Annotated in this window: 20 protein-coding genes and 1 tRNA gene; 17 read left to right on the top strand and 4 right to left on the bottom strand. The window is 72.2% G+C overall.

Annotated features, from left to right (window positions below; genetic code table 11):
- The first annotated feature begins 26 nt into the window (after positions 1-26).
- The 3 genes from J7E22_RS17415 (at position 27) to J7E22_RS03020 (ending at position 3,450) form a co-directional block, all read left to right on the top strand.
- The gene (locus J7E22_RS17415; protein ID WP_251008603.1) at positions 27-1,481 is read left to right on the top strand and encodes an ABC transporter ATP-binding protein; all 1,455 of its coding nucleotides are present in this window, start codon (positions 27-29) and stop codon (positions 1,479-1,481) included.
- Positions 1,457-3,028 (top strand): ABC transporter permease, encoded by a 1,572-nt coding sequence (locus J7E22_RS03015; protein WP_214978689.1) that lies wholly within the window; start codon positions 1,457-1,459, stop codon positions 3,026-3,028. The genes J7E22_RS17415 and J7E22_RS03015 overlap by 25 nt, the downstream gene beginning before the upstream one ends.
- A 161-nt stretch (positions 3,029-3,189) precedes the next feature.
- A complete protein-coding gene (locus J7E22_RS03020; RefSeq protein WP_092093667.1) occupies positions 3,190-3,450 on the top strand; it encodes a DUF3039 domain-containing protein in 261 nt (86 codons plus the stop codon).
- Between the two features lie 21 nt (positions 3,451-3,471).
- Here the strand turns inward: J7E22_RS03020 and J7E22_RS03025 are convergent, their stop codons facing one another.
- Positions 3,472-4,758, bottom strand: a complete 1,287-nt coding sequence (locus tag J7E22_RS03025) for a nicotinate phosphoribosyltransferase (protein WP_214978691.1) — start codon at positions 4,756-4,758, stop codon at positions 3,472-3,474.
- A gap of 166 nt (positions 4,759-4,924) precedes the next feature.
- Here J7E22_RS03025 and murI point away from each other — a divergent pair, with 166 nt between their 5' ends.
- The 3 genes from murI (at position 4,925) to rdgB (ending at position 7,283) form a co-directional block, all read left to right on the top strand.
- On the top strand, positions 4,925-5,872 hold the full coding sequence (gene murI / locus J7E22_RS03030; protein ID WP_214978693.1) for a glutamate racemase: 948 nt from the start codon (positions 4,925-4,927) through the stop codon (positions 5,870-5,872).
- 74 nt (positions 5,873-5,946) lie between these two features.
- Positions 5,947-6,696, top strand: coding sequence for a ribonuclease PH (gene rph, locus J7E22_RS03035; RefSeq protein ID WP_214978695.1), 750 nt, complete (start codon positions 5,947-5,949; stop codon positions 6,694-6,696).
- On the top strand, positions 6,693-7,283 hold the full coding sequence (rdgB, locus tag J7E22_RS03040; RefSeq protein WP_214978697.1) for an RdgB/HAM1 family non-canonical purine NTP pyrophosphatase: 591 nt from the start codon (positions 6,693-6,695) through the stop codon (positions 7,281-7,283). The genes rph and rdgB overlap by 4 nt, the downstream gene beginning before the upstream one ends.
- Before the next feature lie 489 nt (positions 7,284-7,772).
- Here the strand turns inward: rdgB and J7E22_RS03045 are convergent, their stop codons facing one another.
- From J7E22_RS03045 to J7E22_RS03055, 3 genes are all read right to left on the bottom strand, one after another.
- Complete coding sequence (locus J7E22_RS03045; protein WP_214978699.1) at positions 7,773-8,468, bottom strand: DedA family protein; 696 nt, start codon at positions 8,466-8,468, stop codon at positions 7,773-7,775.
- A gap of 196 nt (positions 8,469-8,664) precedes the next feature.
- A tRNA-Leu gene (locus tag J7E22_RS03050) sits at positions 8,665-8,747 on the bottom strand.
- A gap of 80 nt (positions 8,748-8,827) precedes the next feature.
- On the bottom strand, positions 8,828-10,162 hold the full coding sequence (locus J7E22_RS03055; protein ID WP_214978701.1) for an MFS transporter: 1,335 nt from the start codon (positions 10,160-10,162) through the stop codon (positions 8,828-8,830).
- Between the two features lie 42 nt (positions 10,163-10,204).
- Here J7E22_RS03055 and mnmA point away from each other — a divergent pair, with 42 nt between their 5' ends.
- From mnmA to gap, 11 genes are all read left to right on the top strand, one after another.
- Entirely contained in the window at positions 10,205-11,314 is a 1,110-nt protein-coding gene (mnmA, locus tag J7E22_RS03060; protein WP_214978704.1) for a tRNA 2-thiouridine(34) synthase MnmA, read from the top strand.
- Positions 11,315-11,465: 151 nt separating this feature from the next.
- Positions 11,466-13,805 (top strand): NAD-dependent DNA ligase LigA, encoded by a 2,340-nt coding sequence (ligA, locus tag J7E22_RS03065; RefSeq protein ID WP_214978706.1) that lies wholly within the window; start codon positions 11,466-11,468, stop codon positions 13,803-13,805.
- 330 nt (positions 13,806-14,135) lie between these two features.
- A complete protein-coding gene (locus J7E22_RS03070) occupies positions 14,136-15,488 on the top strand; it encodes an alpha/beta hydrolase (protein ID WP_214978708.1) in 1,353 nt (450 codons plus the stop codon).
- Positions 15,489-15,580: 92 nt separating this feature from the next.
- The gene (locus tag J7E22_RS03075; protein ID WP_214978710.1) at positions 15,581-17,911 is read left to right on the top strand and encodes a transglycosylase domain-containing protein; all 2,331 of its coding nucleotides are present in this window, start codon (positions 15,581-15,583) and stop codon (positions 17,909-17,911) included.
- Positions 17,912-18,140: 229 nt separating this feature from the next.
- Positions 18,141-18,440, top strand: coding sequence for an Asp-tRNA(Asn)/Glu-tRNA(Gln) amidotransferase subunit GatC (gatC, locus tag J7E22_RS03080; protein WP_214978711.1), 300 nt, complete (start codon positions 18,141-18,143; stop codon positions 18,438-18,440).
- Positions 18,441-18,451: 11 nt separating this feature from the next.
- Positions 18,452-19,999 carry an Asp-tRNA(Asn)/Glu-tRNA(Gln) amidotransferase subunit GatA gene (gatA, locus tag J7E22_RS03085; RefSeq protein WP_214978713.1) on the top strand — a complete coding sequence of 516 codons (1,548 nt, stop codon included), beginning with the start codon at positions 18,452-18,454 and terminating at the stop codon, positions 19,997-19,999.
- Positions 19,999-21,504 carry an Asp-tRNA(Asn)/Glu-tRNA(Gln) amidotransferase subunit GatB gene (gene gatB / locus J7E22_RS03090; RefSeq protein ID WP_214978715.1) on the top strand — a complete coding sequence of 502 codons (1,506 nt, stop codon included), beginning with the start codon at positions 19,999-20,001 and terminating at the stop codon, positions 21,502-21,504. Before gatA ends, gatB begins: the two co-directional genes overlap by 1 nt.
- 168 nt (positions 21,505-21,672) lie before the next feature.
- On the top strand, positions 21,673-22,842 hold the full coding sequence (locus J7E22_RS03095) for a type III polyketide synthase (RefSeq protein WP_214978717.1): 1,170 nt from the start codon (positions 21,673-21,675) through the stop codon (positions 22,840-22,842).
- Positions 22,839-23,558, top strand: a complete 720-nt coding sequence (locus tag J7E22_RS03100; RefSeq protein WP_308159125.1) for a methyltransferase domain-containing protein — start codon at positions 22,839-22,841, stop codon at positions 23,556-23,558. The genes J7E22_RS03095 and J7E22_RS03100 overlap by 4 nt, the downstream gene beginning before the upstream one ends.
- Positions 23,559-23,648: 90 nt before the next feature.
- Positions 23,649-24,599: a GlxA family transcriptional regulator gene (locus J7E22_RS03105; protein ID WP_214978719.1), complete on the top strand. Its 951-nt coding sequence runs from the start codon at positions 23,649-23,651 to the stop codon at positions 24,597-24,599.
- Between the two features lie 143 nt (positions 24,600-24,742).
- A complete protein-coding gene (gap, locus tag J7E22_RS03110) occupies positions 24,743-25,753 on the top strand; it encodes a type I glyceraldehyde-3-phosphate dehydrogenase (protein ID WP_214978721.1) in 1,011 nt (336 codons plus the stop codon).
- Positions 25,754-25,814: the final 61 nt, after the last annotated feature.

A 25,814-nucleotide genomic window follows, 5' to 3' on the forward strand; every position in this document is an offset into this window, starting at 1 on the left:
CCGGGGACCGTTGGTACGGTGGGGCGATGGCAGCAGGGACAGAGGACGAGGACGTGTACGCCACCTCGGACGCCGCCTGGCTGACCGAGGAGGACGAGGCCGCCGACGCGGACGCCCGGGACCGCGACGAGCGGGACGAGCGCAGCGGGGACGGGGCCGACACGGGGGACACCGCAGACGATGACACGGGGGACGGGGATGCGCGCGACGCTTCCGCTGATGAGGGCATGAGCGAGGACCGGGCGACCGCCGAGGTGGTCGAGCGTCCTGACACGCCCGAGGGGGGCCGCGAGCGGGACTCCGACACGGACGACCGTGTCGACCGCGATCCGACGCGGAGCTCCGAGGAGGCGATCGCGCTGCCGGCCCGGACCGCGCCGACGACCGCGGCGCCCCGTCCGTCGGGGACCGCTCCACGGACCAAGAAGGCCCGCGGCGCGAAGGGTGGGACCCGGCCACCCGCGACCCGGCAACCGGCCGCGCCGCCGCGCATCCCCACCGTCCCGGCCGAGACCGTGCCGACGAACCGGAAGCCGACCGACGCGGAGCCGGCCGACGCGATGCCTGCCGACGCGACGGAGGCCGACACGATGCCGGCCGACGCAACGCCGGCCGACGGGACGCCGACGGACGCGACCCTCGCGGACGCCAAGCCCGCCCCGAAGAAGCGCACGGCCCGCCAGACCCCCACCAAGCGCGCCACGGCCCCGGCCCCGCAGCAGCCGGTCGTCCTCGCGGCGCACGGCCTGGTGAAGCGGTACGGACAGACCCTGGCGGCGGACGAGGTCGACCTCGAGATCCGCCGGGGCTCGATCTTCGGCGTCGTGGGCCCGAACGGCGCCGGCAAGACCACCACCCTGTCGATGATCACCGGCCTGCTCCGTCCCGACGCGGGCACGGTCACGGTCCAGGGTCACGACGTGTGGGCCGACCCGACCGCAGCGAAGCGCAGCCTCGGTGTGCTGCCCGACCGGCTCCGGCTGTTCGACCGCCTGACGGGCGCGCAGCTCCTCTACTACTCGGCGACCCTCCGCGGCTTGGACGGTGCCACCGCACGCTCGCGCAGCGCGGACCTCGCCGAGGCCTTCGGGCTGGGCGACGCCCTCGGCCGCCAGGTCGCGGACTACTCCGTCGGCATGGCGAAGAAGATCGCCCTCGCCGCGACGCTGATCCACTCACCGCGGGTGCTCGTCCTCGACGAGCCGTTCGAGTCCGTCGACCCGGTCAGCGCCGCGACGATCACCGAGATCCTCCGCCGGTACTCGCAGGGCGGCGGCACCGTCGTGCTCTCCAGCCACTCGATGGAGCTCGTGCAGCGCACCTGCGACTCGGTGGCGATCATCGTCGGCGGTCGTGTCCTGGCATCGGGCACGATGGCGCAGGTCCGCGGCCGGAAGAGCCTCGAGGACAAGTTCGTCGAACTCGCCGGCGGCCGTGTCGTCGCAGAGAGCATGGAATGGTTGCACAGCTTCTCCGGCTGAGGGCGGACCTGCTCGCGGGCGAGGTCCGCGGCACCGCCCGTCGGTCGGTGCTCGTCGTCGTCGGCAGCCTGGTCGCGCTGGCCGTCGCGGTCGTCGTCGCCTCGCACCTGATCGGCCTCCGCGCGTCCGGTGCGGACGAGGCGCGTGCCGTCGTCGTGCCGATCGGCGCCCTGCTGACGTTCGGGTTCACGGTCGTGCCGCTCGTGGCCGGGCGGAACGACCAGTTCGACCCCCGTCGCTTCGCGGTGTTCGGCATCGGCCGTCGGCCCCTCGCGGTCGGACTGTTCGTCGCGGGCCTGGTCGGCATCCCGGTGATCGCCGTCGTGGTGGTGGCCGTGGCCCAGGTCGGCACGTGGTCCCGGGACGCCGGCACCACGGTGTTGGCGGTGCTCGGCGGCCTCCTCGCCGTGGCGACCTGCGCCCTGCTCGTCCGCGTCGGCAGTGCCCTCAGTGCGGCCACCGGCGCCCAGCAGCGGTCGCGCGACACCGGCTGGCTCGTCGCCCTCGTCGTCGTGGTGCTCGTGCTGCCCGCCGGAGCGCTCCTGTTCCCGGTGGACTGGCTCCGACCCGACGCGGCCGAGCTGCAGCGCGTCGCGGACGTCGCCGGGTGGACCCCGTGGGGCGCGGCCTGGGCCGTCCCCGCTGACGTCGCGAGCGGGCACGTCGGGGCGGGGTTCGCGAAGCTCCTGGTCGCGGTCGTCGTCGTGGCCGCCCTGGCCTGGGCGTGGTGGGTCGTCGTCGGCCGCGCGCTCGAGTCGGCCGAGGGACGCTCGCGTGCCCGCCGCTACCGGGGTCTCGGGTGGTTCGACCGCCTCGGCGCGACGCCGGCAGGAGCCGTCGCCGCCCGTGCCCTCACGTACTGGGCGCGTGATCCGCGGTACCGCGCCTCGTACCTGGTGATCGTGTTCGTCCCGCTCGTGGTGCTCCCGCTCGGGGTCGCGGGGATGCCCTGGCACTGGACGGCGCTCGTCCCGTTGCCGCTGATGGCGATCATCGCGGGCTTCCTGCCGCACAACGACGTCTCGTACGACAACACCGCCGTGTGGCTGCACGTGGCCTCCGGAGCACCCGGGTGGAGCGACCGGCTCGGCCGACTGGTCCCCGTGCTCGCCGTCGGCGTCCCGGCGATCGTGGTGGGTGCGTTCGTCTCCGCGCGCCTGGCCGGGTCCGCCGTCGCCTTCCCCGTGCTCGTCGGCGTCAGCGTCGGCGCGCTCCTGGTGGGACTCGGGTTGTCGAGCGTGGTCTCGGTGCTCCTGCCCTACCCGACCGTGCGGCCGGGTGACCACCCGTTCCAGCAGCCCCAGGCAGCCGGCGTCACCGCCACCGTCGCACAGTCCACGATGGTCATCGGCATCCTCGTGCTGACGGCACCGGCCGGTTGGCTCGGCGTCCTGGCGCTGACACGGGGAGCGCACCCGTGGGGGATGCTGACACTCCTCGTCGGGGTGCTGGTCGGCGTCGTCGTCCTCGCCGTGGGCGTGCTCGCCGGTGGTCGGCTGTTCGACCGGCACGGTCCGGACCTGCTCGCGGCCGCGCAGCGCAACTGACGCACCGCGGTGGTCGCGACCACCGCGCGACGGGAGGCGCGGGGCGGCCCCGCAACGGCCCGTCGGGTCCCGACCACCCGGCGGACGCACGGCGCGTGGCGGCCCGGGACCGGGCCTCCTGGCCGCCGTCGTACCGGTCGCACCGCGCGTACCCTGGAGCCATGAGCATGACGGAACCCGGCGGTGGCCTCGACGTGATGGACCGCGAGCTCGAGAAGCTCCTCGAAGAGGAGGCGATCGAGCCCGGCGACCACGAGCGGTTCTCGCACTACGTGAAGAAGGACAAGATCCTGCAGTCCGCCCTGAGCGGCAAGCCGGTCAAGGCCCTGTGCGGCAAGAAGTGGATCCCGGGTCGCGACCCCGAGAAGTTCCCGGTCTGCCCGGACTGCAAGGCCATCTACGAGAAGATGAAGGCCGAGTAGTCCCGATCCCGGAGACCCCGGTCAGATCACCAGGGTCGGGATGGCCGGGTCCCCGCGTCCGATGCGCGACGCATCCGCGGGGAGCTCGGCCTTCGCGGCCTTGTGGTGGGCTCGCGCCGCCTCGACACCGCGGGCGCCGAGGAACGCGGGGTCGACCTCGCCGCGTGTGACGACCGGGACGAGCAGTGGTCGTTCGTCCGCACCGACCTGGCCCGCGGTCAGCACGACCTCGGCGGTGGCGATGCCGTTCCGGAGTCGGCGGCCGGCTTCCTTCCGACCGCCGAACGTCGCCTTCTCGGCGGACTTCTTCGCCACCGGGACCCAGTCGCCGCCGTCCTCGCGGTGGGCGACGAGCTTGAAGACCATCCCCGCGGCCGGGTGCCCCGAGCCGGAGACGACCGAGGTCCCGACACCGTACGAGTCGACGGGGGCGGCCCGCAGCGCGGCGATCGTGTACTCGTCCAGGTCGTTCGTCACCGTGATCTTCGTGCCGGTCGCGCCGAGGCGGTCCAGCTGGGCCCGCACGGCACCGACGACGGACGGCAGGTCGCCGCTGTCGATCCGGACGGCGCCGAGCCGGCCGTCGGTCAGCCGGACGGCGGTCTCGACCGCTGCCTCGATGTCGTAGGTGTCGACGAGCAGCGTCGTGCCGTTGCCGAGCGCCGCGAGCTGCGACCGGAACGCCGCCTCTTCGGAGTCGTGCAGCAGCGTGAAGGCGTGCGCGGCGGTCCCCATCGTCGGGATGCCCCAGGTGCGCCCGGCCTCGAGGTTGCTCGTCGCGCCGAACCCGGCGATGTAGGCAGCACGGGCGGCGGCGACCGCGTTCCACTCACCGGTGCGCCGGGAGCCCATCTCGGCCAGTGGGCGCTTGTCGGCAGCGGAGACCATGCGCGCGGCGGCCGAGGCGATCGCGGAGTCGGCGTTGAAGATGCTCAGCGCGAGGGTCTCGAGGACGACCGCCTCGGCGAACGTGCCCTCGATCTGCAGCACGGGGGAGTTCGGGAAGAACACCTCGCCCTCGCGGTACGCCCGGATGTCGCCGCGGAACCGGTAGTCGGCGAGCCACGTCGCGGTGCTCGCGTCGATGACGGAACGGTCGCGCAGGAAGCCGATCTCCTCGTCGCCGAAGCGGAAGTCCGCGAGGGCGGTGAGGAACCGGCCGAGCCCGGCGGCCACGCCGTACCGACGCCCGTCCGGCAGACGGCGGGTGTACACCTCGAACACGCACCGCCGGTCGGCCGTGCCGTCCTTGAGAGCGGCGTCGACCATGGTGAGTTCGTACTGGTCCGTCAGGAGCGCGGTGGTCACCCCACCGACACTACTGAGGGCAGGTCCGGGAGGCCCGCACCGCGCCGTCCGCGTCCGTCCGGTCCGGTGGGTGGCCGGTCCGGCGGACGCTGCGGTCCGGTCCGGTGCAGCGCGGTCCGGCGGGTGGCCGGTCCGGGCCCGCGGGGACGTCGGTACGCTGGTCACCGTGACGGATGCACCGATCGGAGTCTTCGACAGCGGGGTCGGCGGGCTCACGGTGGCCCGCGCGATCATCGACCAGCTGCCCCGCGAGAGCCTCCGGTACGTCGGGGACACCGTGCACTCGCCGTACGGGCCGAAGCCGATCGCCGACGTCCGCCGCTACGCGATCGAGGTCATGGACGACCTGGTCGAACAGGGCGTCAAGGCCCTGGTCATCGCGTGCAACACCGCGTCCTCCGCCGTGCTCCGGGACGCCCGTGAACGGTACGAGCAGGCGTACGGCATCCCGGTGGTCGAGGTCATCCAGCCCGCGGCCCGCGCCGCCGTCAAGCAGACCCGCACCGGGCGCATCGGGGTGATCGGCACCGTCGGCACGATCGCGTCCCGCTCCTACGAGGACGCCTTCGCCGTCGCCGCCGACGTCACGTTGACGCTCGCGGCCTGCCCCCGGTTCGTCGAGTTCGTCGAGGCCGGGGACACCTCGTCCCCGGAGCTCCGACAGGTCGCCGAGCAGTACCTCGCGCCGATCCGCGCCGCCGACGTCGACACGCTCGTGCTCGGCTGCACCCACTACCCGCTCATGTCCGCGGCCATCCAGTACGTCATGGGCCCGGACGTCACGCTCGTGTCCAGCGCCGAGGAGACGGCGAGCGACGTCTACCGGCGCCTGGTCGAGCACGGGCTCGAGCGCACCACGACGGCCCCGCCGACGTACTCGTTCGAGGCGACCGGCAACGACCAGGACGGCTTCATCCGACTCGCCCGACGGTTCCTCGGCCCCGAGGTGTCGAGCGTCGGCCACCTGCAGACCGGGGCCATCACGCTGCCGCGTGCAGCTGCGCTCCCCGATGCTGCTGCGCTCCCCGATGCTGCTGCGCTCCCCGATGCTGCTGCGCTCCCCGACCCTGCTGCGCTCCCCGATCCGGCAGCGCTCCCCGGCCCCGTGGCGTGACCGGCGACCACCGGAACGACCGCACCCGCTCGCTCCACCCGCACCGCGCCTCCCGGCCGGCCTGAAAGGACACCATGACCGACACCGCTCCCGCGACCCGCATCGACGGACGCACCGCGACCGACCACCGGCCCGTCACCATCGAGCGGGGGTGGAGCGCGCAGGCCGAGGGCAGCGCGCTCATCTCGTTCGGCAACACGAAGGTGCTCTGCACCGCGTCGTTCACGAACGGCGTCCCGCGTTGGCTCGCCGGCAAGGGCACCGGGTGGGTCACCGCCGAGTACTCGATGCTGCCGCGGTCCACGAACGAGCGCATGCAGCGCGAGTCGATCAAGGGACGGGTCGGGGGCCGCACGCACGAGATCTCCCGGCTGATCGGCCGGTCGCTCCGCGCCGTGGTCGACATGAAGGGGCTCGGCGAGAACACCCTGGTCATCGACTGCGACGTGCTGCAGGCCGACGGTGGCACCAGGACCGCCTCGATCACCGGCGCGTACGTCGCGATGGTCGACGCGATCGAGTGGGGCCGCAGCAAGGGCTTCATCGGCAAGAAGGCCGTGCCGCTCACGGACAGCGTGCAGGCGATCTCGGTGGGGATCGTCGGGGGCGTGCCGATGCTCGACCTGGCCTACACCGAGGACTCGGCGGCCGACACGGACATGAACATCGTCACGACCGGCTCGGGGAAGTTCATCGAGGTGCAGGGGACCGCGGAGCACGCGCCGTTCGACCGCGACGAGCTGAACACGCTGCTCGACCTCGGGCTCGCCGGCAACCAGTCGCTCGCGGCGATCCAGCGCGAGGTGCTGGGGCTGACCGCATGACGAACCGCACGGTGGTGCTCGCGACGCACAACCAGGGCAAGGTCGTCGAGCTGCGGGAGATCCTCGGGGACGCCCTCGGCGGGGTCTCGCTCGAGGCGTACGACGGGCCGGAGCCGGTCGAGGACGGCGACACCTACGGGGCGAACGCCCTGATCAAGGCGCGCGCCGCGGTCGCACACACCGGGCTGCCCGCGCTCGCCGACGACTCCGGGATCGCGGTCGACGTGCTCGGGGGAGCGCCCGGCATCCACTCGGCCCGCTACGCCGGCACACGGGTGGACGCCGACAACATCGCGCTGCTGCTGGCGAACCTCGACGGCGTCGTCGAGCGGACGGCGGCGTTCGTGTGCGCGGCGGCGTTCGTCACGCCGTCGGGGGTCGAGCACGTGTTCGAGGCGGTGTGGAACGGCGAGGTGCTGACCGAGCCGATCGGGGACGGCGGGCACGGGTACGACCCGGTCTTCAAGCCGGACGACGCTGACCGGTCGGCGGCGCAGTTGACCCGGGCGGAGAAGAACGCGCTGTCGCACCGGTCGAAGGCGTTCCGGGGGATCGCGCCGATCGTGCGGGAGTACTTCTCGCTCTGAGCGCGGGGGTGGGGTGCGCGGGCGGCTCACGGCGGGCGGCGGGCGGCGGGTGCTGCGGTGCTGCAGTGCTGCGGCGAGACGCCCCCGTGCCGATGACGCGCCCGCGTGCTGGCGAGACGCCCCCGTGCCGATGACGCGCCCGCGTGCTGGCGAGACGCCCCCGAGTCCTCGACACTCCGCCGGATTCGGGGCCGTCTCGGGCAGCCGATGGCGTCTCAAGCGGAGCACGGCGCCGAGCGGTGTCGCGGGCGTTTCGTCGGGGCGCCGCCGCTTCCGTGAGACGCCGCGGAGCTGCCCAGACGCCGGCATATCCAGCGGCGTCTCGTCCCGCCGGCCGCGTCTCGCCGTGACGGACGCGTTCGGCGGGGACGGCCGCGTCTCGCCGTGGCGGGGGCGTCTCGCCGTGACGGGGGCGTTCCGGGTGCACGTGGCCTTCCGCGCGAACGCGTGAGGCCCGCCGAGACGGGGGCGTCTCGCGCGCCCGGTGCGCTACGGCTGCTGGGGGCCGGACTGCTCGGCCTCGGCCGCGTGCTTGGCCTTCCGAGCGCTCCGCCAGTAGTGGACGCCAGCGGGCACGACGGTGACGAGCACGGCGAGGATCAGGATCACGTCGATGTAGTTCCGCACGATGTACGCCACCGGGGGGATGTACCCGAGGACGTACCCCAGGAACGTCACGCCGAAGCCCCAGATGAACGCGCCGATCGCGTTGAAGAGCGAGTACTTCTTGTAGTTCATCCGGCCGACGCCCGCGGCGATCGGGGCGAAGGTGCGCACGACCGGCACGAAGCGGGCGAGGATCACCGCGATGGGGCCGAAGCGGTGGAAGAAGGCGTTGGTGCGGTCGACGTTCCCCTTCGAGAACAGACCGCTCTCGCGGCGCTCGAAGATCGGCGGACCGGCCTTCTTGCCGATGTAGTACCCGAGCTCACCGCCGAGGAACGCCGAAGCGCCGATCATGAGTGCGACGACCCAGATCGGGATGCCGCCGATCTGGCCGCCGCGGTCGAACGCGAACAGGCCCGTGATGACGAGCAGGCTGTCCCCGGGGAAGATGAAGCCGATGAGCAGCCCGGTCTCGGCGAACACGATCGCGCAGACGACCAGCACGGCGAAGGCGCCGAAGTGGTCGAGGATGTACTGCGGGTCGAGCCACGGGATCAGGGCGAGGGCGACGGACTGCATGGTTCTTCCGTTCGTGCGGGCGGGACACGCGGAAGGTCTCCCGCAGGACGAGGGTACCGCCCGGGCAGTCGTCGCCCATCCGTCGGCCGGTTGACATCACCAGGACCGGCAGGCCGGGACGTCCCGCGGAAGGCGGAAGGCGGAAGGCGGAAGGCGGAAGGCGGAAGGCGGAAGGCGGAAGGCGGAAGGCGGAACGTGGTGCGGAAGGAGGGACTCGAACCCTCACGCCTGAGCACAGGAACCTAAATCCTGCGTGTCTACCGATTCCACCACTCCCGCGAGCACCCGCAGTCTACGGGGCGCAGGCCGCGTGGCGGAGGTGTGCCGTGCCTCCAGGCCGGAGCCTGCACGGACGCCCGTCAGCGCAACCGGCGGGGGAGGTAGCGCGGCACGTAGCGCAGCAGGACGCCGGCACCGACGAGTCCCAGGACCCCCATCACGCCGCTCGCGACCGCGATCGTCGCGATCGCCGTGACGCCCGAGATGAGGAGCGGCGCAGCCGCGGACCCGAGGTCACCCGTGAAGCGCCAGGCCCCGAGGAACGGTGCCGGGTGGTCCCGGGGAGCGAGGTCCGCACCGAGCGTCATGAGGATGCCGGACCCGACCCCGTTCGCCAGGGACATGCCCATGGCGATGGCGACGAACCAGCCGACCCTCGCGTCGAGGTGGCCGCTCCAGGCGAGCAGGAAGTAGCTGACGCTGAGGCCGAGCATGCAGGGGAGGGCACTGGCCAGCCGGCCCCAGCGGTCCATGATCTGGCCGCTCGTGTAGAACAGCGCGAAGTCCACCGCGCCGGCGATCCCGATGACGAGCGCGGCCGTCGAGCCGGGCATGCCGACGCTGACCGCCCAGAGCGGCAGGATCACCTGCCGACCGGCGCGCATCGCCCCGATGAGGGCGGCGCCGCTGCCGAGTCGCACCAGCACGCGGTTGTGGGTGCGGAGGGTGCGGAAGAGACCGTGGGCCTCGTCGCGGACGAACTCCTCGCCGGGGAGCGCACCCGTCGAGGCGGCCGTGCCCGGCGCGGCCGGCTGCTCCGGGGCGGTCGGCTGCTCCGGCGCGATCGGCAGGTCCGGCCTGGAGGCACGGTGCGGCTTGCGCAGTCCGCGTGCGCCCGTCGCGGGGTCGCGGATCACGAGGAGGACGACCGCCGCCCCCAGGCAGCACACGATGTGGATCCAGAAGGCACTCTGCGTCGTGCCGGTGAGGTGCACGACCCCGGCGGCGAGGAACGGCCCGACGAAGTAGCCGAACCGGAACACGCCACCGAGGCTCGACAGCGCGCGAGCCCGCACGTGCAGGGGGATCGCGGTGGTCATGTAGGCGTGCCGGGCGAGCGCGAAGACCGCGGTCGACACCCCGACCAGGAAGACTCCGACGGCGAGCACCCACGGGTTCGGCGCGACCGTGCACACGAGCAGGCCGACGACGGACACCACCGCGGCGCCGATCATCGCGTTCCGTTCCCCGATGCGCGCGACGACGACGCCGGACGGCACGTCACCGATGAGCTCCCCGACCAGGATGAGCGACGCGACGAACCCGGCGAAGGCGAGCCCGGCACCGAGCGAGCTCGCCGCGATCGGGATGATCGGGATGATCGCGCCCTCGCCCACCGCGAAGAGGGCGGCGGGCAGGAACCCGGCGAGCACGACGGCTCGGAAGTCGAAGGGAGGGGTCTGGGAGGTGGCCATCGCTCGGACAACGCTACGCCGGTCCGGAGTTACCCTGGACGCATGCGTGTACTGGCGGCGATGAGCGGTGGGGTCGACTCGGCGGTGGCGGCCGCCCGAGCGGTCGAGGCCGGGCACGACGTTATCGGCGTGCACCTGGCGCTCAGCCGGATGCCCGGGACCCTCCGCACCGGCAGCCGGGGCTGCTGCACGATCGAGGATTCGATGGACGCACAGCGCGCCGCGTCGGCCCTCGGCATCCCGTACTACGTGTGGGACTTCTCGGCGCGGTTCAAGGAGGACGTCGTCGACGACTTCGTCGCCGAGTACCAGGCCGGTCGCACCCCGAACCCGTGCATGCGGTGCAACGAGCGGATCAAGTTCGCAGCGCTGCTCGAGAAGGCCCTGGCCCTCGGGTTCGACGCCGTCTGCACCGGGCACTACGCCTCCATCGTCACCGGGCCCGACGGCGCCCGCGAGCTCCACCGGTCTGCCGCGTGGGCGAAGGACCAGTCGTACGTCCTGGGCGTCCTGACCGCCGAGCAGCTCCAGCACGCGATGTTCCCGCTCGGGGGGACACCCTCGAAGGACGAGGTCCGGGCCGAGGCTGCCGCGCGTGGGCTGACGGTCGCGCAGAAGCCGGACTCCTACGACATCTGCTTCATCCCGGACGGTGACACCCGCGGGTGGCTGGCCGACCGTGTCGGCACGGCCCCCGGCGACGTCGTGGAGCGTGACGGCACGGTGGTCGGCGCGCACGACGGCGCCACCGGGTACACGGTGGGCCAGCGGCGTGGGCTCGCGCTCGGCCGTCCCGCGGCGGACGGCAAGCCGCGGTTCGTGCTCGAGATCCGCCCGAAGGACAACACCGTCGTGGTCGGACCGAAGGAGGCGCTCGACGTCTCGTCGATGTCCGGCTCCCGGTTCACCTGGGCCGGCACGGCTCCGGCCGACCCGTCCGTGCCCTTCGCCTGCGACGTGCAGATCCGCGCGCACGCCGACCCGGTGCCGGCCACGGCGCGGGTGTCCGACGGCGTGCTGGTCATCGACGTCGACGAGCCGTTGTCCGGGGTGGCGCCGGGACAGACCGCGGTGGTCTACGTCGGGACGCGGGTGCTCGGGCAGTGCACGATCGACACCACGGTGTCGGCAGCGGCGCCTGTCTCGGTCTGAGGCTGCTGCACCGGCGCTGCTCTCGACGGCAGCGTGGCTGTGGCCCGCGTCGGTGGCTCCTGGTCGGCCGCGTGGTTGCGGCGCCCGTCGGTGGCTCCTGGTCGGCCGCGTGGCTGCGGCCCGCGTCGGTGGCGCACGGTAGAACTGGAGCATGAGCGACACGACGCCCGCCGACTCCACCTTCGAGACCCTGGCACCCGCCGAGCTCGACGCGTCGCAGGCGGCGCGTGAAGTCGACCGGTTGCGTGCGGCCGTGACCGAGCTTCGGCACGCCTACTACGAAGGTAACGGCTCCACGGTGACCGACGCCGACTACGACGTCATGATGCGGCGGCTCGACGCGATCGAGCAGCGGTTCCCGGAGCTGCTGACGCCGGACAGCCCCACCCAGGTCGTCGGCGGACAGGCGCAGACGACGCAGTTCGCGCCGGTCGAACACGCCGAGCGCATGCTGAGCCTCGACAACGTCTTCAGCCCCGAGGAACTGACCGACTGGGCGCTCAAGGTCCAGCGCGACGCCGGTGCGGAACGGGTGCGCTTCCTGACCGAGCTGAAGATCGACGGGCTCGCGATCAACCTCCGGTACGAGCACGGTCGGCTCGTCTCGGCAGCCACCCGCGGTGACGGTGTGGTGGGTGAGGACGTGACCGGCAACGTCCGGACGATGGGCACGATCCCGGACCGGCTGCTCGGCACCGGGCACCCGCCCCTGGTCGAGGTCCGGGGTGAGATCTTCTTCCCGGTGGCGCAGTTCGACGAGCTCAACGCCCGACAGCGCGAGGCTGGTGAGCGCGTGTTCGCCAACCCGCGGAACGCCGCCGCCGGATCCCTCCGTCAGAAGGAAGAGGGCAAGTCCGAGGCGAAGCGCGCCCTCATGGTCGACCGGATCCGCCGGCTCCGGATGCTCGTGCACGGCATCGGCGCCTGGCCGGTCAGCGATCTCGAGCGCGACACCGAGGTCCGTGCCCAGTCCGAGGTCTACGAGCTCCTGCACACCTGGGGGCTCCCGACCGGGACCCACCACCGCGTCTTCGACACCATCGACGAGGTCCTCGGCTTCGTCAAGGACTACGGCGACCGGCGCGCATCGGTCGAGCACCAGATCGACGGCATCGTCATCAAGGTGGACGACCTGGCGCTGCACGAGGAACTCGGTTCGACGTCCCGTGCTCCGCGCTGGGCGATCGCCTACAAGTACCCGCCGGAAGAAGTCCACACGAAGCTCCTCGACATCGTCGTGAGCGTCGGGCGCACCGGGCGGGCGACACCGTTCGCGATGATGGCGCCGGCCGAGGTGGCTGGGTCGGTCGTCCGTCAGGCCACGCTGCACAACCAGCAGGTCGTGAAGGCCAAGGGCGTGCTCATCGGCGACACGGTCGTCCTGCGGAAGGCCGGGGACGTCATCCCGGAGGTCCTCGGCCCGGTGGTGGAACTCCGCGACGGTACGGAGCGGGAGTTCGTGATGCCGACGAACTGCCCGGAGTGCGGCACCCCCCTTGCCCCGGCGAAGGAGGGTGACATCGACCTCCGGTGCCCGAACGCGAAGAGCTGCCCGGCGCAGGTGCGTGGTCGTGTCGAGCACATCGCGTCCCGCGGCTCGCTCGACATCGAGGGGCTCGGTGAGGTCGCGGCCGCCGCGCTCACGCAGCCGTCCCACCCGGAGACCCCGCCGCTCGAGACGGAGGCCGGCCTGTTCGACCTCACGATGCAGGACATCGTCCCGATCGAGGTCGTCGTCCGCGACGCCGAGACGGGCATGCAGCGGGTCGAGGACGACGGCACACCGAAGCGCGTCACCCCGTTCAGCCGTGCCCGGAAGAAGACCGATCCGCCGTTCGATCCCGATGCACGCGGGGCCGACTACACCGGCGAGCCCAGCCGGTACCCGTCGAAGAACGCGTTCGAGATGCTCGCGAACATCGACGCCGCGAAGACCAAGCCGCTCTGGCGGATCCTCGTCGGGCTGAACATCCGGCACGTCGGGCCCGTCGCCGCGCGGGCACTCGCCGGGCACTTCGGGTCGCTGGACCGGATCCGGAACGCCTCCCGGGACGACCTTGCGGCGGTCGACGGCGTGGGTGGCATCATCGCGGACGCCCTCCTCGACTGGTTCGACGTCGACTGGCACCGCGAGATCGTCGAGCGGTGGGCGGCGGCGGGGGTGCAGTTCGAGACGCCCGACCACCCCGGTCCCGGGGCTGCGATGGCCGAGGGCGGGGTGTTGACCGGTGTGACCGTCGTCGCGACCGGATCACTCGAGGGGTACACGCGCGAGGGCGCGCAGGAAGCGATCCTGGCCGCGGGCGGCAAGGCGGCGTCGAGCGTCAGCAAGAAGACCGACTTCGTCGCTGCCGGTCCTGGTGCCGGATCCAAGCTGACGAAGGCCGAGCAGCTCGGCTTGCGCATCATCGACGCCGAGCAGTTCCGACTGCTCGTGACCGAGGGCCCCGGTGCCCTCGCGGACCGCTCGGAATCCGACCCGGACGACTGAATCCCGGGCATGAGCACGAATCGGTCGTGTCCGCACGCCGCGCCACGCCGTACCCCAGTCCCCAATTCGGGGGACAAGTTGCACCGAGCATGACCGAGATCGGGTCATTTTCCTTACACTCGAGAGCGCATCACCCGTCGTCTGCAGGGAGACGTCGGGACGGCCTTCCCGGGGGAGACCCGATTGTTGCTCATCGCCGCGGCTCTGCTCACCGCCTCGATGCACTCTCTCGGAGTCGTCGAGGCCCCGGTCGCGCCCACGAGCACGCCGACAGCTGTCGTCTCGCACGCCGCGGTGCTCCCCGGGACCGGAGATGCTCCCCCCGCGGTCATGACCAGGGTACAGATCGGTCCGCACGCACTCGCTCAGGTGCACGGGCCGGGGTTCCTGCGCGACCTCACCGCCGTCGCGCCGGCCGAGCTCCGGGTGGTCGACCGCGACGAGCGGGTCCTGGCCGACGCCGAGGACGACCCGCCCACTGCCCCTGACGTCGCCGCGTGGTGGGCGCGGCTCGACACCGACGAGCGGCAGGTCCTCGCGACCCTCGCGCCGTCGGTGGTGGGCAACCTCGAGGGCGTGCCCTACGCCGTGCGGGACCAGGCGAACCGTGCCGTCCTCACCGCGGGCCTCGCCGACCCGGCCACCCCGCCCGCACAGGTCGCGATGCTCGGCCAGGTCCGCGAGTCCCTCGTCGCCGGACCGGGCGCGCCGACGCGGTCGCTCATCACCCTCGACACCCGCGGGTCCGGGCGGGCGGCGATCGCGATCGGTGACCTGGACACCGCGGCGGACGTGACGGTCGTCGTCCCGGGGATGTTCTTCACCGTCACGGGCCAGATGGCGGACTTCACCGCGACGGCCAACGACCTGTACAGCGAGCAGGCGACGCTCGCGCCGCTCGCCGCGGGCGTCGGTGGCGTCACGGGTGCGGGCAGCGGGGTCGAGGAGGAACCCCGGACCGCAGCCGGTGCCGCGTCGTGCGCCGCCGTGCGGACGGCCGTCGGGGCGGGTCCGTGTGCCGGGTCACGGGCGGCCACCGGTCCGCGCGGGACGGCGTCGGGGATCGCGGTCGTCGCCTGGATGGGCTACCGCACGCCGGACCTGTCGAACATCCTGTCCCTCGGGCTCGCCGAGACGGGCGCGACGCGGCTGGAACGTGCCGTCGACGGGCTCCGCGAGATCCGTGGCGACGACCAGCCGCGCCTGAACGTCGTGGCGCACTCGTACGGGTCCACCGCCGCGCTGATCGCGCTGTCCTCCGGACGGATGCAGGCCGACAGCCTGACGGTGCTCGGGTCGCCCGGCAGTGCGGTGCGGCACGCGTCGGCCCTGGCGGTGCCCGCTGGTGAGGTCTTCGTCGGCGGGGCGCACTCCGACCCGATCGCGGGGTCCGGCTACTTCGGCACCGACCCTGGGTCCGCGCAGTTCGGGTCCACCCTCCTCGACCTGGCCGGGGGCGCGGACGCCCAGGACGCCGGTGAGGTCTTCCGCCGTCCGGTCGGCCACAACGACTACCTGAAGCCCGGGACCGCGTCCCTGCACGACGTCGCCCTCGTGGCGATCGGGCGCGGGGACCTGGTCCGCGACCCCGGACGGCACGGCAACGGTCGGGGCGAAGGCGTCCCACAGCCCTCGCCGGACATGTACCTGGTGCGGCCGCAGGACCTCCAGCAGCGCGACTGACGGGCCCCGACCCCAGGGCAACCTGTGTGCGACCGCAGCATCCCGTGGTTCCACGGCAGAACCAGTACAGGCCCCTTGCCTACGGTTCCACCATGCGAGTCGTGCGGTGGCCGGGTGCCCTCCTGATGTTCGTCGTGATGTCCGTGCTCGCGGGGATGCTCGTCACGGTCGCCGTCACGCCCGCGGTCGCCGTCGTGGGGGAGGGTGCGAGCGGTGCCGCCGCGTTCTTCGAGGACCTGCCGGCTTACCTCGACATCCAGACCCCGCAGCAGGTGTCCTCGGTCTACGCGACCAAGGGCGGCCAGCAGGTGAAGATCGCCTCGTTCTACGCGGAGAACCGGACGAACGTCCGTGCTGACCAGATGGCCCAGACGCTCAAGCAGGCCGCGGTCGACACCGAGGACCCGCGCTTCTACAGCGAGGGCGGCATCGACGTCATCGGCACCCTGCGCGGTGCTGCGGCGACGGCCGTCGGTGCGTCCGTGCAGGGCGGGTCGAGCATCACCCAGCAGTACGTCAAGAACGTCCTCGTGCAGCAGTGCGAGCAGCTGACCGGCAAGAACGCGGCGGACACCGCGAAGAAGGTCCGTGCCTGCTACGACGACGCGGCCGGTGTGACCCCGCAGCGGAAGCTGCAGGAGATGCGGTACGCGATCGCGGTCAACAAGAAGTACACGAAGGACCAGATCCTGACGGGGTACCTCAACATCGTCGGCCTCGGCGGTCGTGTCTACGGCGCGGAGGCCGGTGCCCAGTACTACTTCGGCGTGCACGCGAAGGACCTGACGCTGACCCAGTCGGCGACGCTCGCCGCGATCCTCAACAACCCGTCGAACCTGCGGATCGACGAGCCGGGGAACAAGGACAACGGCAGCGCGAACCACTACGCCGCCACGAAGGTCCGTCGTGACTACGTGCTGCACCGGATGTACGTGCACCACGACATCTCGAAGGCCGAACTCACCGCGGCGCTCGCGACCCCGATCACGCCGAAGATCACCGAGACCGCCAACGGGTGCTCGTCCGCTGCGACCGGGTACGACGCGGGCTACTTCTGCGACTACGTCCGAGCGGAGCTGTTGCAGGACCCGGCCTTCGGCAAGACGGCGCCGGAACGCATCGCGACGCTCGACACCAAGGGGCTGCAGATCCACACGTCGCTCGACCTCGACGTGCAGGGGCAGGCCCAGGCGGCGCTGTCGTCCTACGTCCCGGCGACGATGGCCGGGGTCGACGTCGGCGGATCGAACGTGACGGTCGAACCGGGTACGGGGCGCGTCCTGTCGATGGTGCAGAACACGGCCTACACGCAGTCGGACTCCCAGGCCGCGGGCTCCACGTCGGTCAACTACAGCGCCGACCAGGTGTTCGGCAGTTCGTCCGGCTTCCAGACCGGCTCGACCTACAAGGTGTTCACCCTCGCCGAGTGGCTCGCGAGCGGGCACACGCTGTCGGACTCCGTGACGACCACCGAGCACGCGTTCCCGCAGTCCGAGTTCACGAACTCGTGCATCGGGCTCGGCGGACCGGACTGGCAGGTCGCGAACGCCGAGAACGTCCCGTCGAGCATGTCGGTCCAGGCCGCGACCTCCGAGTCGATCAACACCGCCTTCGGTGCGATGGCCAAGCAGCTCGACCTCTGCAAGATCAAGGAGCTCGCCCAGGCCATGGGCATCCACCAGGCCAACGGCGCCGCGCCGGACTCGAACCCCTCGTCGGTGCTCGGGACGAACCCGCTCTCGCCGATCGACCTCGCCGAGGCCTACGCAGGCTTCGCGAACGGGGGCATCGTGTGCACGCCGACCGTGATCGACAGCGTCACCGAGGCGGACGGTACGAAGATCACGCCGAGCCCGTCCTCGTGCACGCAGGGTGTCGCGGCGGACGTGGCGGGCACCGTGGACTACGCGCTCCAGGGCGTGCTGCAGGGTGCGGGCACCGCGGCCAGTGCGAACCCCGGCGACGCGGTGCCGAAGTTCGCGAAGACCGGTACCACCGACGGTGACCAGCAGAACTGGCTGGTCGCGTCGACCACCAAGTACACGAACGCGACCTGGGTCGGGAACGTCCAGGGGCACGTCGGCCTGGCGAACTGGCCGTTCCTGCAGGGCACGACCGGGTACAGCGCGAAGTTCGGCGTCGGCCGCACGATGATGTCCTACCTCGACCAGCACGTCGGCGGTGGTGCGCTCCCGGCTCCGAACCCGGCGATGATCGGGCACGCGAGCGCCCCGGCCTCGAACTCGTCGCACGGCGGGTACGGGCAGGGGACGCAGACGCACGGGCAGACGCAGACGCAGACCCAGGGCCAGACCCAGGGCCAGGGCCAGGGCCAGGGCCAGGGGCAGGCGCAGCAGCTCACGACGCCCAAGCAGCAGACGAAGCAGCCGCCGGCGAAGCAGCAGACGCCGCCCGGGAAGTGACGGGCTGATCCCACACCACCTTTTCCGGTCCGTCGCGCTCGTGGCGGACCGGCTGTGCCGGTGGGGAGGCGCGGGGGCGGTCCCGTGAACCGGCCCGCGCCTCCAGACCGTCGGCTCCTCCACAGCGTTGTCGGGCGCGCCGGTCCTCCCCAGCCGAGCGCCCGCGTCCGCGGTGCCGGACGTCGGCAATAGACTGTTGGGCATTCCACGAACCGATCGACGGAGCACCATGCCTGACATCACGAGCGAGCAGGTCGCCCACCTGGCGAACCTCGCACGTATCGCACTCACGCCCGACGAGATCGAGAAGCTGACCGGGGAGCTGTCGCACATCGTCGAGAGCGTCGCCCGTGTCGCCGAGGTCGCGACCGACGACGTCCCCGCGACGAGCCACCCGGTGCCGCTCGAAAACGTGACGCGGCCGGACGAGGTCGGCCGCACGCTGACCCAGGAGCAGGCGCTCGCCGGTGCCCCCGACTCCGACGGCGAACGGTTCCGTGTGACGGCGATCCTCGGCGAAGAACAGTAGGCGGAAGAACAGTGACCGACGACATCACCACGCTCAGCGCTGCGGCGCTCGCGGACGCCCTCGTGGCGCGCGACATCTCCAGCGTCGAAGCCACCCAGGCGCACCTCGACCGCATCCAGGCGGTGGACGGCGACGTCCACGCGTTCCTGCACGTCAACCAGAACGCCCTCGCGGTCGCGAAGTCCATCGACGCGCGGCGGGCCGCGGGCGACGACCTCGGCGCGCTCGCCGGGGTGCCGATCGCCATCAAGGACGTCCTGTGCACGCAGGACATGCCGACGACCTCGGGGTCGAAGATCCTCGAAGGCTGGGTGCCGCCGTACGACGCCACCCCGGTCGCGAAGCTCCGCGCCGCGGGCCTCGTGCCGCTCGGCAAGACCAACATGGACGAGTTCGCGATGGGCTCCACCACGGAGTTCTCCGCCTACGGACCGACCCACAACCCCTGGGACCTCGACCGGATCCCCGGCGGTTCCGGCGGTGGGTCGGCGGCAGCGGTCGCGGCCCACGAAGCGCCGCTCGCGCTCGGCTCCGACACCGGCGGGTCCATCCGCCAGCCGGGTGCCGTCACGGGCACGGTCGGTGTGAAGCCGACGTACGGCGGGGTCAGCCGGTACGGCGCGATCGCGCTCGCGTCGAGCCTCGACCAGGTCGGCCCGGTCTCCCGCACGGTGCTCGACGCCGCGCTGCTGCACGACGTGATCGGCGGACACGACCCGAAGGACTCCACGTCCATCCCGGACGCCTGGCCGTCGATGGCGGCCGCGGCGCGTGAGGGGCTGCAGGCGGACACGCTGCGCGGACTGCGCGTCGGCGTGGTCAAGGAACTCGCCGGTGGTGACGGCTTCCAGGCGGGCGTGACCCAGCGCTTCCAGGAGACCGTCGCGCTCTTCGAGTCCGCCGGAGCCGTCGTCGTCGAGATCGACGCGCCGAGCTTCGCCTACGCGATCAGCGCCTACTACCTGATCCTCCCGGCCGAGGCGTCGTCGAACCTCGCGAAGTTCGACTCGGTGCGCTTCGGGCTGCGGGTCACGCCCGAGCACGGTTCCACCGTCGAAGACGTCATGGCCGCCACCCGGGAAGCCGGCTTCGGGCCCGAGGTCAAGCGACGCATCATCCTGGGCACGTACGCCCTCAGCGCCGGCTACTACGACGCCTACTACGGGTCCGCGCAGAAGGTCCGGACGCTCGTCCAGCGCGACTTCGCGGCCGCGTTCGAGCAGGTCGACCTGCTCATCAGCCCGTCGGCGCCGACCACGGCGTTCCCGATCGGTGAGCGCATCGACGACCCGCTCGCGATGTACCTCAACGACCTCACGACGATCCCCGCGAACCTGGCTGGCGTCCCCGGCATGAGCATCCCGAACGGTCTTGCGCCCGAGGACTCCCTGCCGGTCGGCGTGCAGCTGATGGCGCCGCAGCGTGAGGACGCGCGGCTCTACCGTTACGGCGCCGCGCTCGAGCGTCTGCTCGAGCAGCAGTGGGGCGGCCCGCTGATCGACCGCATCCCGAACCTCGACCAGAGCCAGCAGTCGGCTGCGCAGGAAGGCGTGATCTGATGGCGCAGAAGGACGCGCTCATGGACTTCGACGAGGCGATCGAGCGCTACGAGCCGGTGCTCGGGTTCGAGGTCCACGTCGAACTCGCGACGAAGACGAAGATGTTCTCGGACGCACCGAACTTCTTCGGCGGCGAACCGAACACCAACGTGACGCCGGTGGACCTGGGGCTGCCCGGATCGCTCCCGGTCGTGAACGCGCAGGCCGTGCGGTACTCGATCCAGCTCGGGCTCGCGCTCGGGTGCTCGATCGCCGAGTCCTCGCGGTTCTCCCGGAAGAACTACTTCTACCCGGACAACCCGAAGAACTACCAGATCTCGCAGTACGACGAGCCGATCGCGTACGAGGGCGAGGTCGAGGTCGAGCTGGCCGACGGCACGATCTTCCAGATCCCGATCGAGCGCGCCCACATGGAGGAAGACGCGGGCAAGCTGACCCACGTCGGCGGTGCGACCGGCCGCATCCAGGGCGCCGAGTACTCCCTCGTGGACTACAACCGTGCCGGTGTGCCGCTGGTCGAGATCGTCACGAAGCCGATCTTCGGCGCGGAACACCGTGCCCCCGAGCTCGGTGCCGCGTACGTGCAGGTCATCCGTGACCTCGTCCGGGCCCTCGGCGTGTCCGAAGCCCGCATGGAACGTGGCAACCTGCGCTGTGACGCCAACATCTCCCTGCGCCCGCGCGGGCAGGAGAAGCTCGGCACCCGCACCGAGACGAAGAACGTCAACTCGTTCCGCTCGGTCGAGCGCGCGATCCGGTACGAGATCCAGCGCCAGGCCGCGATCCTCGCCGACGGCGGCACGATCACGCAGGAGACCCGGCACTGGCACGAGGACACCGGCCGGACCTCGGCCGGGCGTCCGAAGTCGGATGCCGACGACTACCGGTACTTCCCGGAGCCCGACCTGCTGCCCGTCGTCCCGGATCCGGCCGTGATCGCGGAGCTCCGCGCTTCGCTGCCCGAAGCCCCCGTCGCCCGCCGTCGTCGGCTGAAGGGGGACTGGGGGTTCGCGGACCTCGAGTTCCAGGACGTCGTCAACGGTGGTCTGCTCGACGAGGTCGAGGCCACCGTCGCGGCCGGAGCGGCACCGCAGTCGGCGCGCAAGTGGTGGACGGGCGAGATCAGCCGTGTCGCCAACGCCCAGGACGCAGCCCCCGGTGACCTCGTGTCGCCGCAGCACGTGGCCGAGCTCATCGGGCTCGTCGAGCCCGGCGAGCTGACCGATCGTCTCGCGCGCCAGGTGCTCGAGGGCGTCATCGCGGGCGAGGGCTCGCCGGCCGCCGTGGTCGAGGCCCGCGGGCTGAAGGTCGTCTCGGACGACTCGGCCCTCACGGTTGCGGTGGACGAGGCGCTCGCGGCCCAGCCGGACGTCCTCGCGAAGATCAAGGACGGCAAGGTCCAGGCCGCCGGCGCGATCATCGGTGCCGTCATGAAGGCGATGCAGGGCCAGGCGGACGCCGCCCGCGTCCGTGAGTTGGTCCTGGAGCGCGCGCAGCAGTCGTAGCGGCGCACGTCCCACCCTCGGAACCGTGTTCCGGACACAGCACCGCAGCAACCCGCGGTGCTGTGTCCATTCCGCGGTTCCGACCACGGGGTGAGCGGCGTGGACGGGGCGGAGCTGCCGACGCGGCCAACCTGGGGACGCGTCAGCGACCCGGTGACAGGATGAACCGTGTCCGCAACGATCCGCGCCATCGGTACCGCAGTCCCACGGACCACCCTCGCGCAGGAGACCGTGCGCGATCTGTTCCGGGAACAACCGGGCCTCGCGCGCCTCGGGCAGCGTCTCGTCGGTGCGGCCTTCGACGGCTCGGCCGTCGACACCCGGCACAGCGTCCTGCCGGAGCTCGACCCCGCAGCCGGGTCGGGCGCGTTCCGTGACGCCGACGGGCACCTGACCTCCCCGAGCACGGGCACCCGGAACGACGCCTACCGCGTGCTCGCCCCACCGCTCTTCGTCGGTGCTGCCCGTGACGCGCTGACCCGCTCGGGCACGGCGGCCGCGGACGTCACCCACGTCGTGACCGTCTCGTGCACGGGGTTCACGCAGCCCGGGCCGGACCTCGACATCGTCCACGAGCTCGGCCTCAGCCCCGCCGTCTTCCGCCACCACATCGGCTTCATGGGGTGCTGTGCGGCGTTCCCGGCGCTCCGGATCGCCGCCGCGTTCGTCGAGGCTGATCCGCGCGCCGTGGTCCTCGTCGTCTGCGCCGAACTCTGCACCCTGCACGTCCGGGGCTCCGAGGATCCGGACCAGATCGTCGCGAACAGTGTCTTCGGGGACGGTGCCGCCGCCGCGGTCGTCGCTGCTGACGGTGCTGGCCTCCGCCTCGACCGCTTCACCACCGCTGTCGTGCCCGAGAGCGCGTCGGAGATGGCGTGGAACATCGGTGACGAGGGCTTCGAGATGGTGCTCTCTACGGCGGTGCCCAAGCTCGTCGGGGCGTCGGTGGCGGCAGCCGTCGCACCGCTCCTCGACACCGGACGCGCCGACGACGTGCCGCTCTGGGCCGTGCACCCCGGTGGTCGCGCGATCCTCGACCGGACGCAGGACGCACTGGGGCTGCCGGACTCCGCGATCGCGGCGAGCCGGACCGTGCTCCGCGAGCACGGCAACATGTCGAGTGCGACGGTGTTGTTCGTCCTGCGGCAGGCGCTCGACGACTGGATCGCCGAGGGCACCCCCGTGGTGGCGCTCGCGTTCGGCCCCGGCCTCACCGTGGAGTGCGCACGGCTGACCGCCGTCGCCCTGCCCGGCGCGGACACCGCGGAGTTCGCGGACGACGTGGACGAGCTGGCGAGTGGCGACCTCGCTGGTGCGCTGGTCTCGGAGCCATCGTGAGCGACCGTGGCGGACGCGAGTCGCGCCTCCCGATCGACCTGACGGTGCGCGACCGCGCCCTGCGCGAACTGATGGACGAGCCCGACTGCGACCCGCTGGCACTCGACCGCACCTTCCGGCGGTTCGCGATCGTCAACGGGCTGGTGAGCGGGTGGCGAGCCGTCTGGCGGACGCACGTCGTCCCGGCGCTGCCGCCGAACGGACGGGGTCGGATCCTCGACCTCGGATGCGGTGGGGGTGACCTCGCGCGGTCCCTCGCGCGGTGGGCGGCGAGCGACGGCTTCGACGTGGAGGTCGTCGGGGTCGACCCCGACCCGCGGGCCATCGCCGCCGCCAGCCGGTCGACGCCGCGGGGCGTGTCGTTCCACGAGCGCTCGAGCGGCGACCTGGTGACGGCGGGGGAGCGGTTCGACGTCGTCGTCTCGAACCACGTCCTGCACCACCTGGACGACGACACCCGAGCCGCGTTCCTCGCCGACTCGGCGGTGCTCGCATCGAGCCGGAGCCTCCACTCCGACATCCGACGGTCCTCGTCCGCCTACCGGGCGTACGCGCTGGCGTCGCCCCTCGTGGCGCCCGGGACCTTCGTGCGGGTGGACGGGCTGCGGTCCATCCGGCGGAGCTTCACGCTGCCCGAGTTGCAGGAGACACTGCCGGCGGGGTGGCGTGCCGAGGCGGCCGCGCCCCACCGGGTGCTCGCGATCCTCGACGCCTGACCTGTGGCGGCTGGCGGGCCCCGGTGACTCGGTCGTCATCCCTCGCACCGGCGTGTGCCACCGAGCCGCCCCCTGCGTTACGGTCGCGGTATGCCGTCCGGTCGTCTCCACCGCGTCGCCGTGCTGGTCCTCGACGGCGCCAAGCCCCTGGACGTCGGGATCCCGGCCCAGGTCTTCTCCAGCCGGCCGAGCATGCCCTACGAGGTGCGCGTGTGCGGCCCGACCGCCGGACGTGTCCGCGGCGGAGACGGCATGGCCTACGTCGTCGACCACGGGCTCGATGCCGTCGCATGGGCGGACACCGTCTTCGTCCCGGGCTGGCGAACGCCCGCCGACACCCCGCCGCCGGCATCCGTCGTCGACGCCCTGCGGAACGCGCACAGCGCCGGCAAGCGCATCGCCGCGATCTCCACCGGAGCGTTCGCGCTCGCGGCAGCCGGGTTGCTCGACGGCCGCCGGGCGACGACGCACTGGCACTACACGCGGATCCTCCGCGACCGGTTCCCGAAGGTGGAGGTCGACGAGGACGTCCTGTTCGTCGACGAGGGCACGGTGCTGACGAGTGCCGGTGCCGCGAGCGGGATCGACCTCTGCCTCCACATCGTGCGGCGGGACCACGGCGTCGCGCTCGCCAACCACGTCGCACGCCGGCTCGTGAGCGCACCGCACCGGAGCGGGGGCCAGGCGCAGTACATCGAGCGCAGCGTGCCCGAGCCGATCGACGACGCCTTCACGGACACCCGTGAGTGGGTGTTGCGGCACCTCGGCGATCCCCTGACGCTCGACGTGCTGGCCCGTCGGGCGCAGGTGTCGCCTCGAACGTTCTCGCGGCGGTTCCTGGCCGCCACCGGGTACACGCCCATGCAGTGGGTCCTGCGCGCACGGATCGACCTCGCCCGCGAGCTGCTCGAGCGCTCCGATCTCGGCGTCGACCAGGTGGCGGCGCAGGCCGGTCTCGGGACCGACGCGAACCTGCGCCTGCACTTCCGACGGGTCCTCGGCGTCTCGCCGTCGGCGTACCGCCGGACGTTCCACCACTGACGGCGCGCAGCCGGCGGCGCTCGAGCAGCCACCTGCGCGTGCTCGAACGCGGTTGGCGAGATCCTGACAGACGTTGGCAGTGCTGCCACTGGGGTCGCGCCTCCAGACCGGTGATCGTGGTCTGTGGAACGAAAGGAACCCACATGACCCGCATCGGGATCAACGGCTTCGGCCGGATCGGCCGCAACGTCCTCCGCGCACTCATCGCGCGCGGCGGCGAGGACCTCGAGGTGGTGGCCGTCAACGACCTGACCGCCGCCGCGACCCTCGCGCACCTCTTCCGCTACGACTCCGCACTCGGCCCGTTCTCGGGCACCGTGGAGGTCGACGGCGACGACCTGGTGATCGACGGACACCGGATCCGCGTCCTCGCAGAGCGCGCACCCGCCGACCTGCCGTGGCGAGCACTCGGCGTGGACGTGGTGCTCGAGTCCACGGGCCGGTTCACGGACCGCGAGGCCGCGGCCCAGCACCTCGCTGCCGGCGCCGCCCGGGTGCTCATCAGCGCTCCCGCCACCGGAGCCGACGCCACGATCGCCTTCGGTGTGAACTCGGACGTGTTCGATCCGGCCGCCCACACGGTCGTGTCGAACGCCTCGTGCACGACCAACGCGCTCGCGCCGCTGGCCGCGGTGCTCGACGACCTCGCCGGGATCGAGCACGGGTTCATGACGACGGTGCACGCGTACACGCAGGAGCAGAACCTGCAGGACGGACCGCACCGGGACCTCCGCCGAGCCCGTGCCGCGGCGGTGAACATCGTGCCGACGACGACCGGGGCGGCGAAGGCCATCGGGCTGGTGCTGCCCCGACTGGACGGGAAGCTCTCCGGCGACTCGATCCGGGTACCGGTGCCGGTGGGGTCCATCGTCGAGCTCAACACCGTGGTGGGGCGGGACGTCACCGTCGACGAGGTCAACGCCGCCTACCGCGCCGCCGCCGACGGTGCCCTGGCGGGGGTCCTGGCGTACACCGCGGACCCGCTCGTGTCGTCGGACATCACCGGGCGGCCGGAGTCGAGCGTGTTCGACTCGCTGCTGACCCGCGTCGACGGTGGGCGCCACGTGAAGGTGGTCGCCTGGTACGACAACGAGTGGGGGTTCTCGAACCGCGTGGTGGACACGCTCGGCATGCTGGCGGTCGCGGGGCGCTGATCGCGGCGCGGCCGCGGTGCGGCTGCGGGCCGGCCGGGAGGCGCGGTGCGGGCTGGCACCG

It is taken from the genome of Curtobacterium sp. ISL-83, assembly GCF_018613895.1.
Lineage (GTDB): Bacteria > Actinomycetota > Actinomycetes > Actinomycetales > Microbacteriaceae > Curtobacterium.

Coding starts and splice junctions, on each gene's coding strand:
- J7E22_RS17415 (WP_251008603.1), top strand. CDS start 27: ATGGCAGCAGGGACAGAGGACGAGGACGTGTACGCCACCTCGGACGCC.
- J7E22_RS03015 (WP_214978689.1), top strand. CDS start 1,457: ATGGTTGCACAGCTTCTCCGGCTGAGGGCGGACCTGCTCGCGGGCGAG.
- J7E22_RS03020 (WP_092093667.1), top strand. CDS start 3,190: ATGAGCATGACGGAACCCGGCGGTGGCCTCGACGTGATGGACCGCGAG.
- rph (WP_214978695.1), top strand. CDS start 5,947: ATGACCGACACCGCTCCCGCGACCCGCATCGACGGACGCACCGCGACC.
- rdgB (WP_214978697.1), top strand. CDS start 6,693: ATGACGAACCGCACGGTGGTGCTCGCGACGCACAACCAGGGCAAGGTC.
- J7E22_RS03045 (WP_214978699.1), bottom strand. CDS start 8,468: ATGCAGTCCGTCGCCCTCGCCCTGATCCCGTGGCTCGACCCGCAGTAC.
- J7E22_RS03055 (WP_214978701.1), bottom strand. CDS start 10,162: ATGGCCACCTCCCAGACCCCTCCCTTCGACTTCCGAGCCGTCGTGCTC.
- mnmA (WP_214978704.1), top strand. CDS start 10,205: ATGCGTGTACTGGCGGCGATGAGCGGTGGGGTCGACTCGGCGGTGGCG.
- ligA (WP_214978706.1), top strand. CDS start 11,466: ATGAGCGACACGACGCCCGCCGACTCCACCTTCGAGACCCTGGCACCC.
- J7E22_RS03070 (WP_214978708.1), top strand. CDS start 14,136: ATGACCAGGGTACAGATCGGTCCGCACGCACTCGCTCAGGTGCACGGG.
- J7E22_RS03075 (WP_214978710.1), top strand. CDS start 15,581: ATGCGAGTCGTGCGGTGGCCGGGTGCCCTCCTGATGTTCGTCGTGATG.
- gatC (WP_214978711.1), top strand. CDS start 18,141: ATGCCTGACATCACGAGCGAGCAGGTCGCCCACCTGGCGAACCTCGCA.
- gatB (WP_214978715.1), top strand. CDS start 19,999: ATGGCGCAGAAGGACGCGCTCATGGACTTCGACGAGGCGATCGAGCGC.
- J7E22_RS03105 (WP_214978719.1), top strand. CDS start 23,649: ATGCCGTCCGGTCGTCTCCACCGCGTCGCCGTGCTGGTCCTCGACGGC.
- gap (WP_214978721.1), top strand. CDS start 24,743: ATGACCCGCATCGGGATCAACGGCTTCGGCCGGATCGGCCGCAACGTC.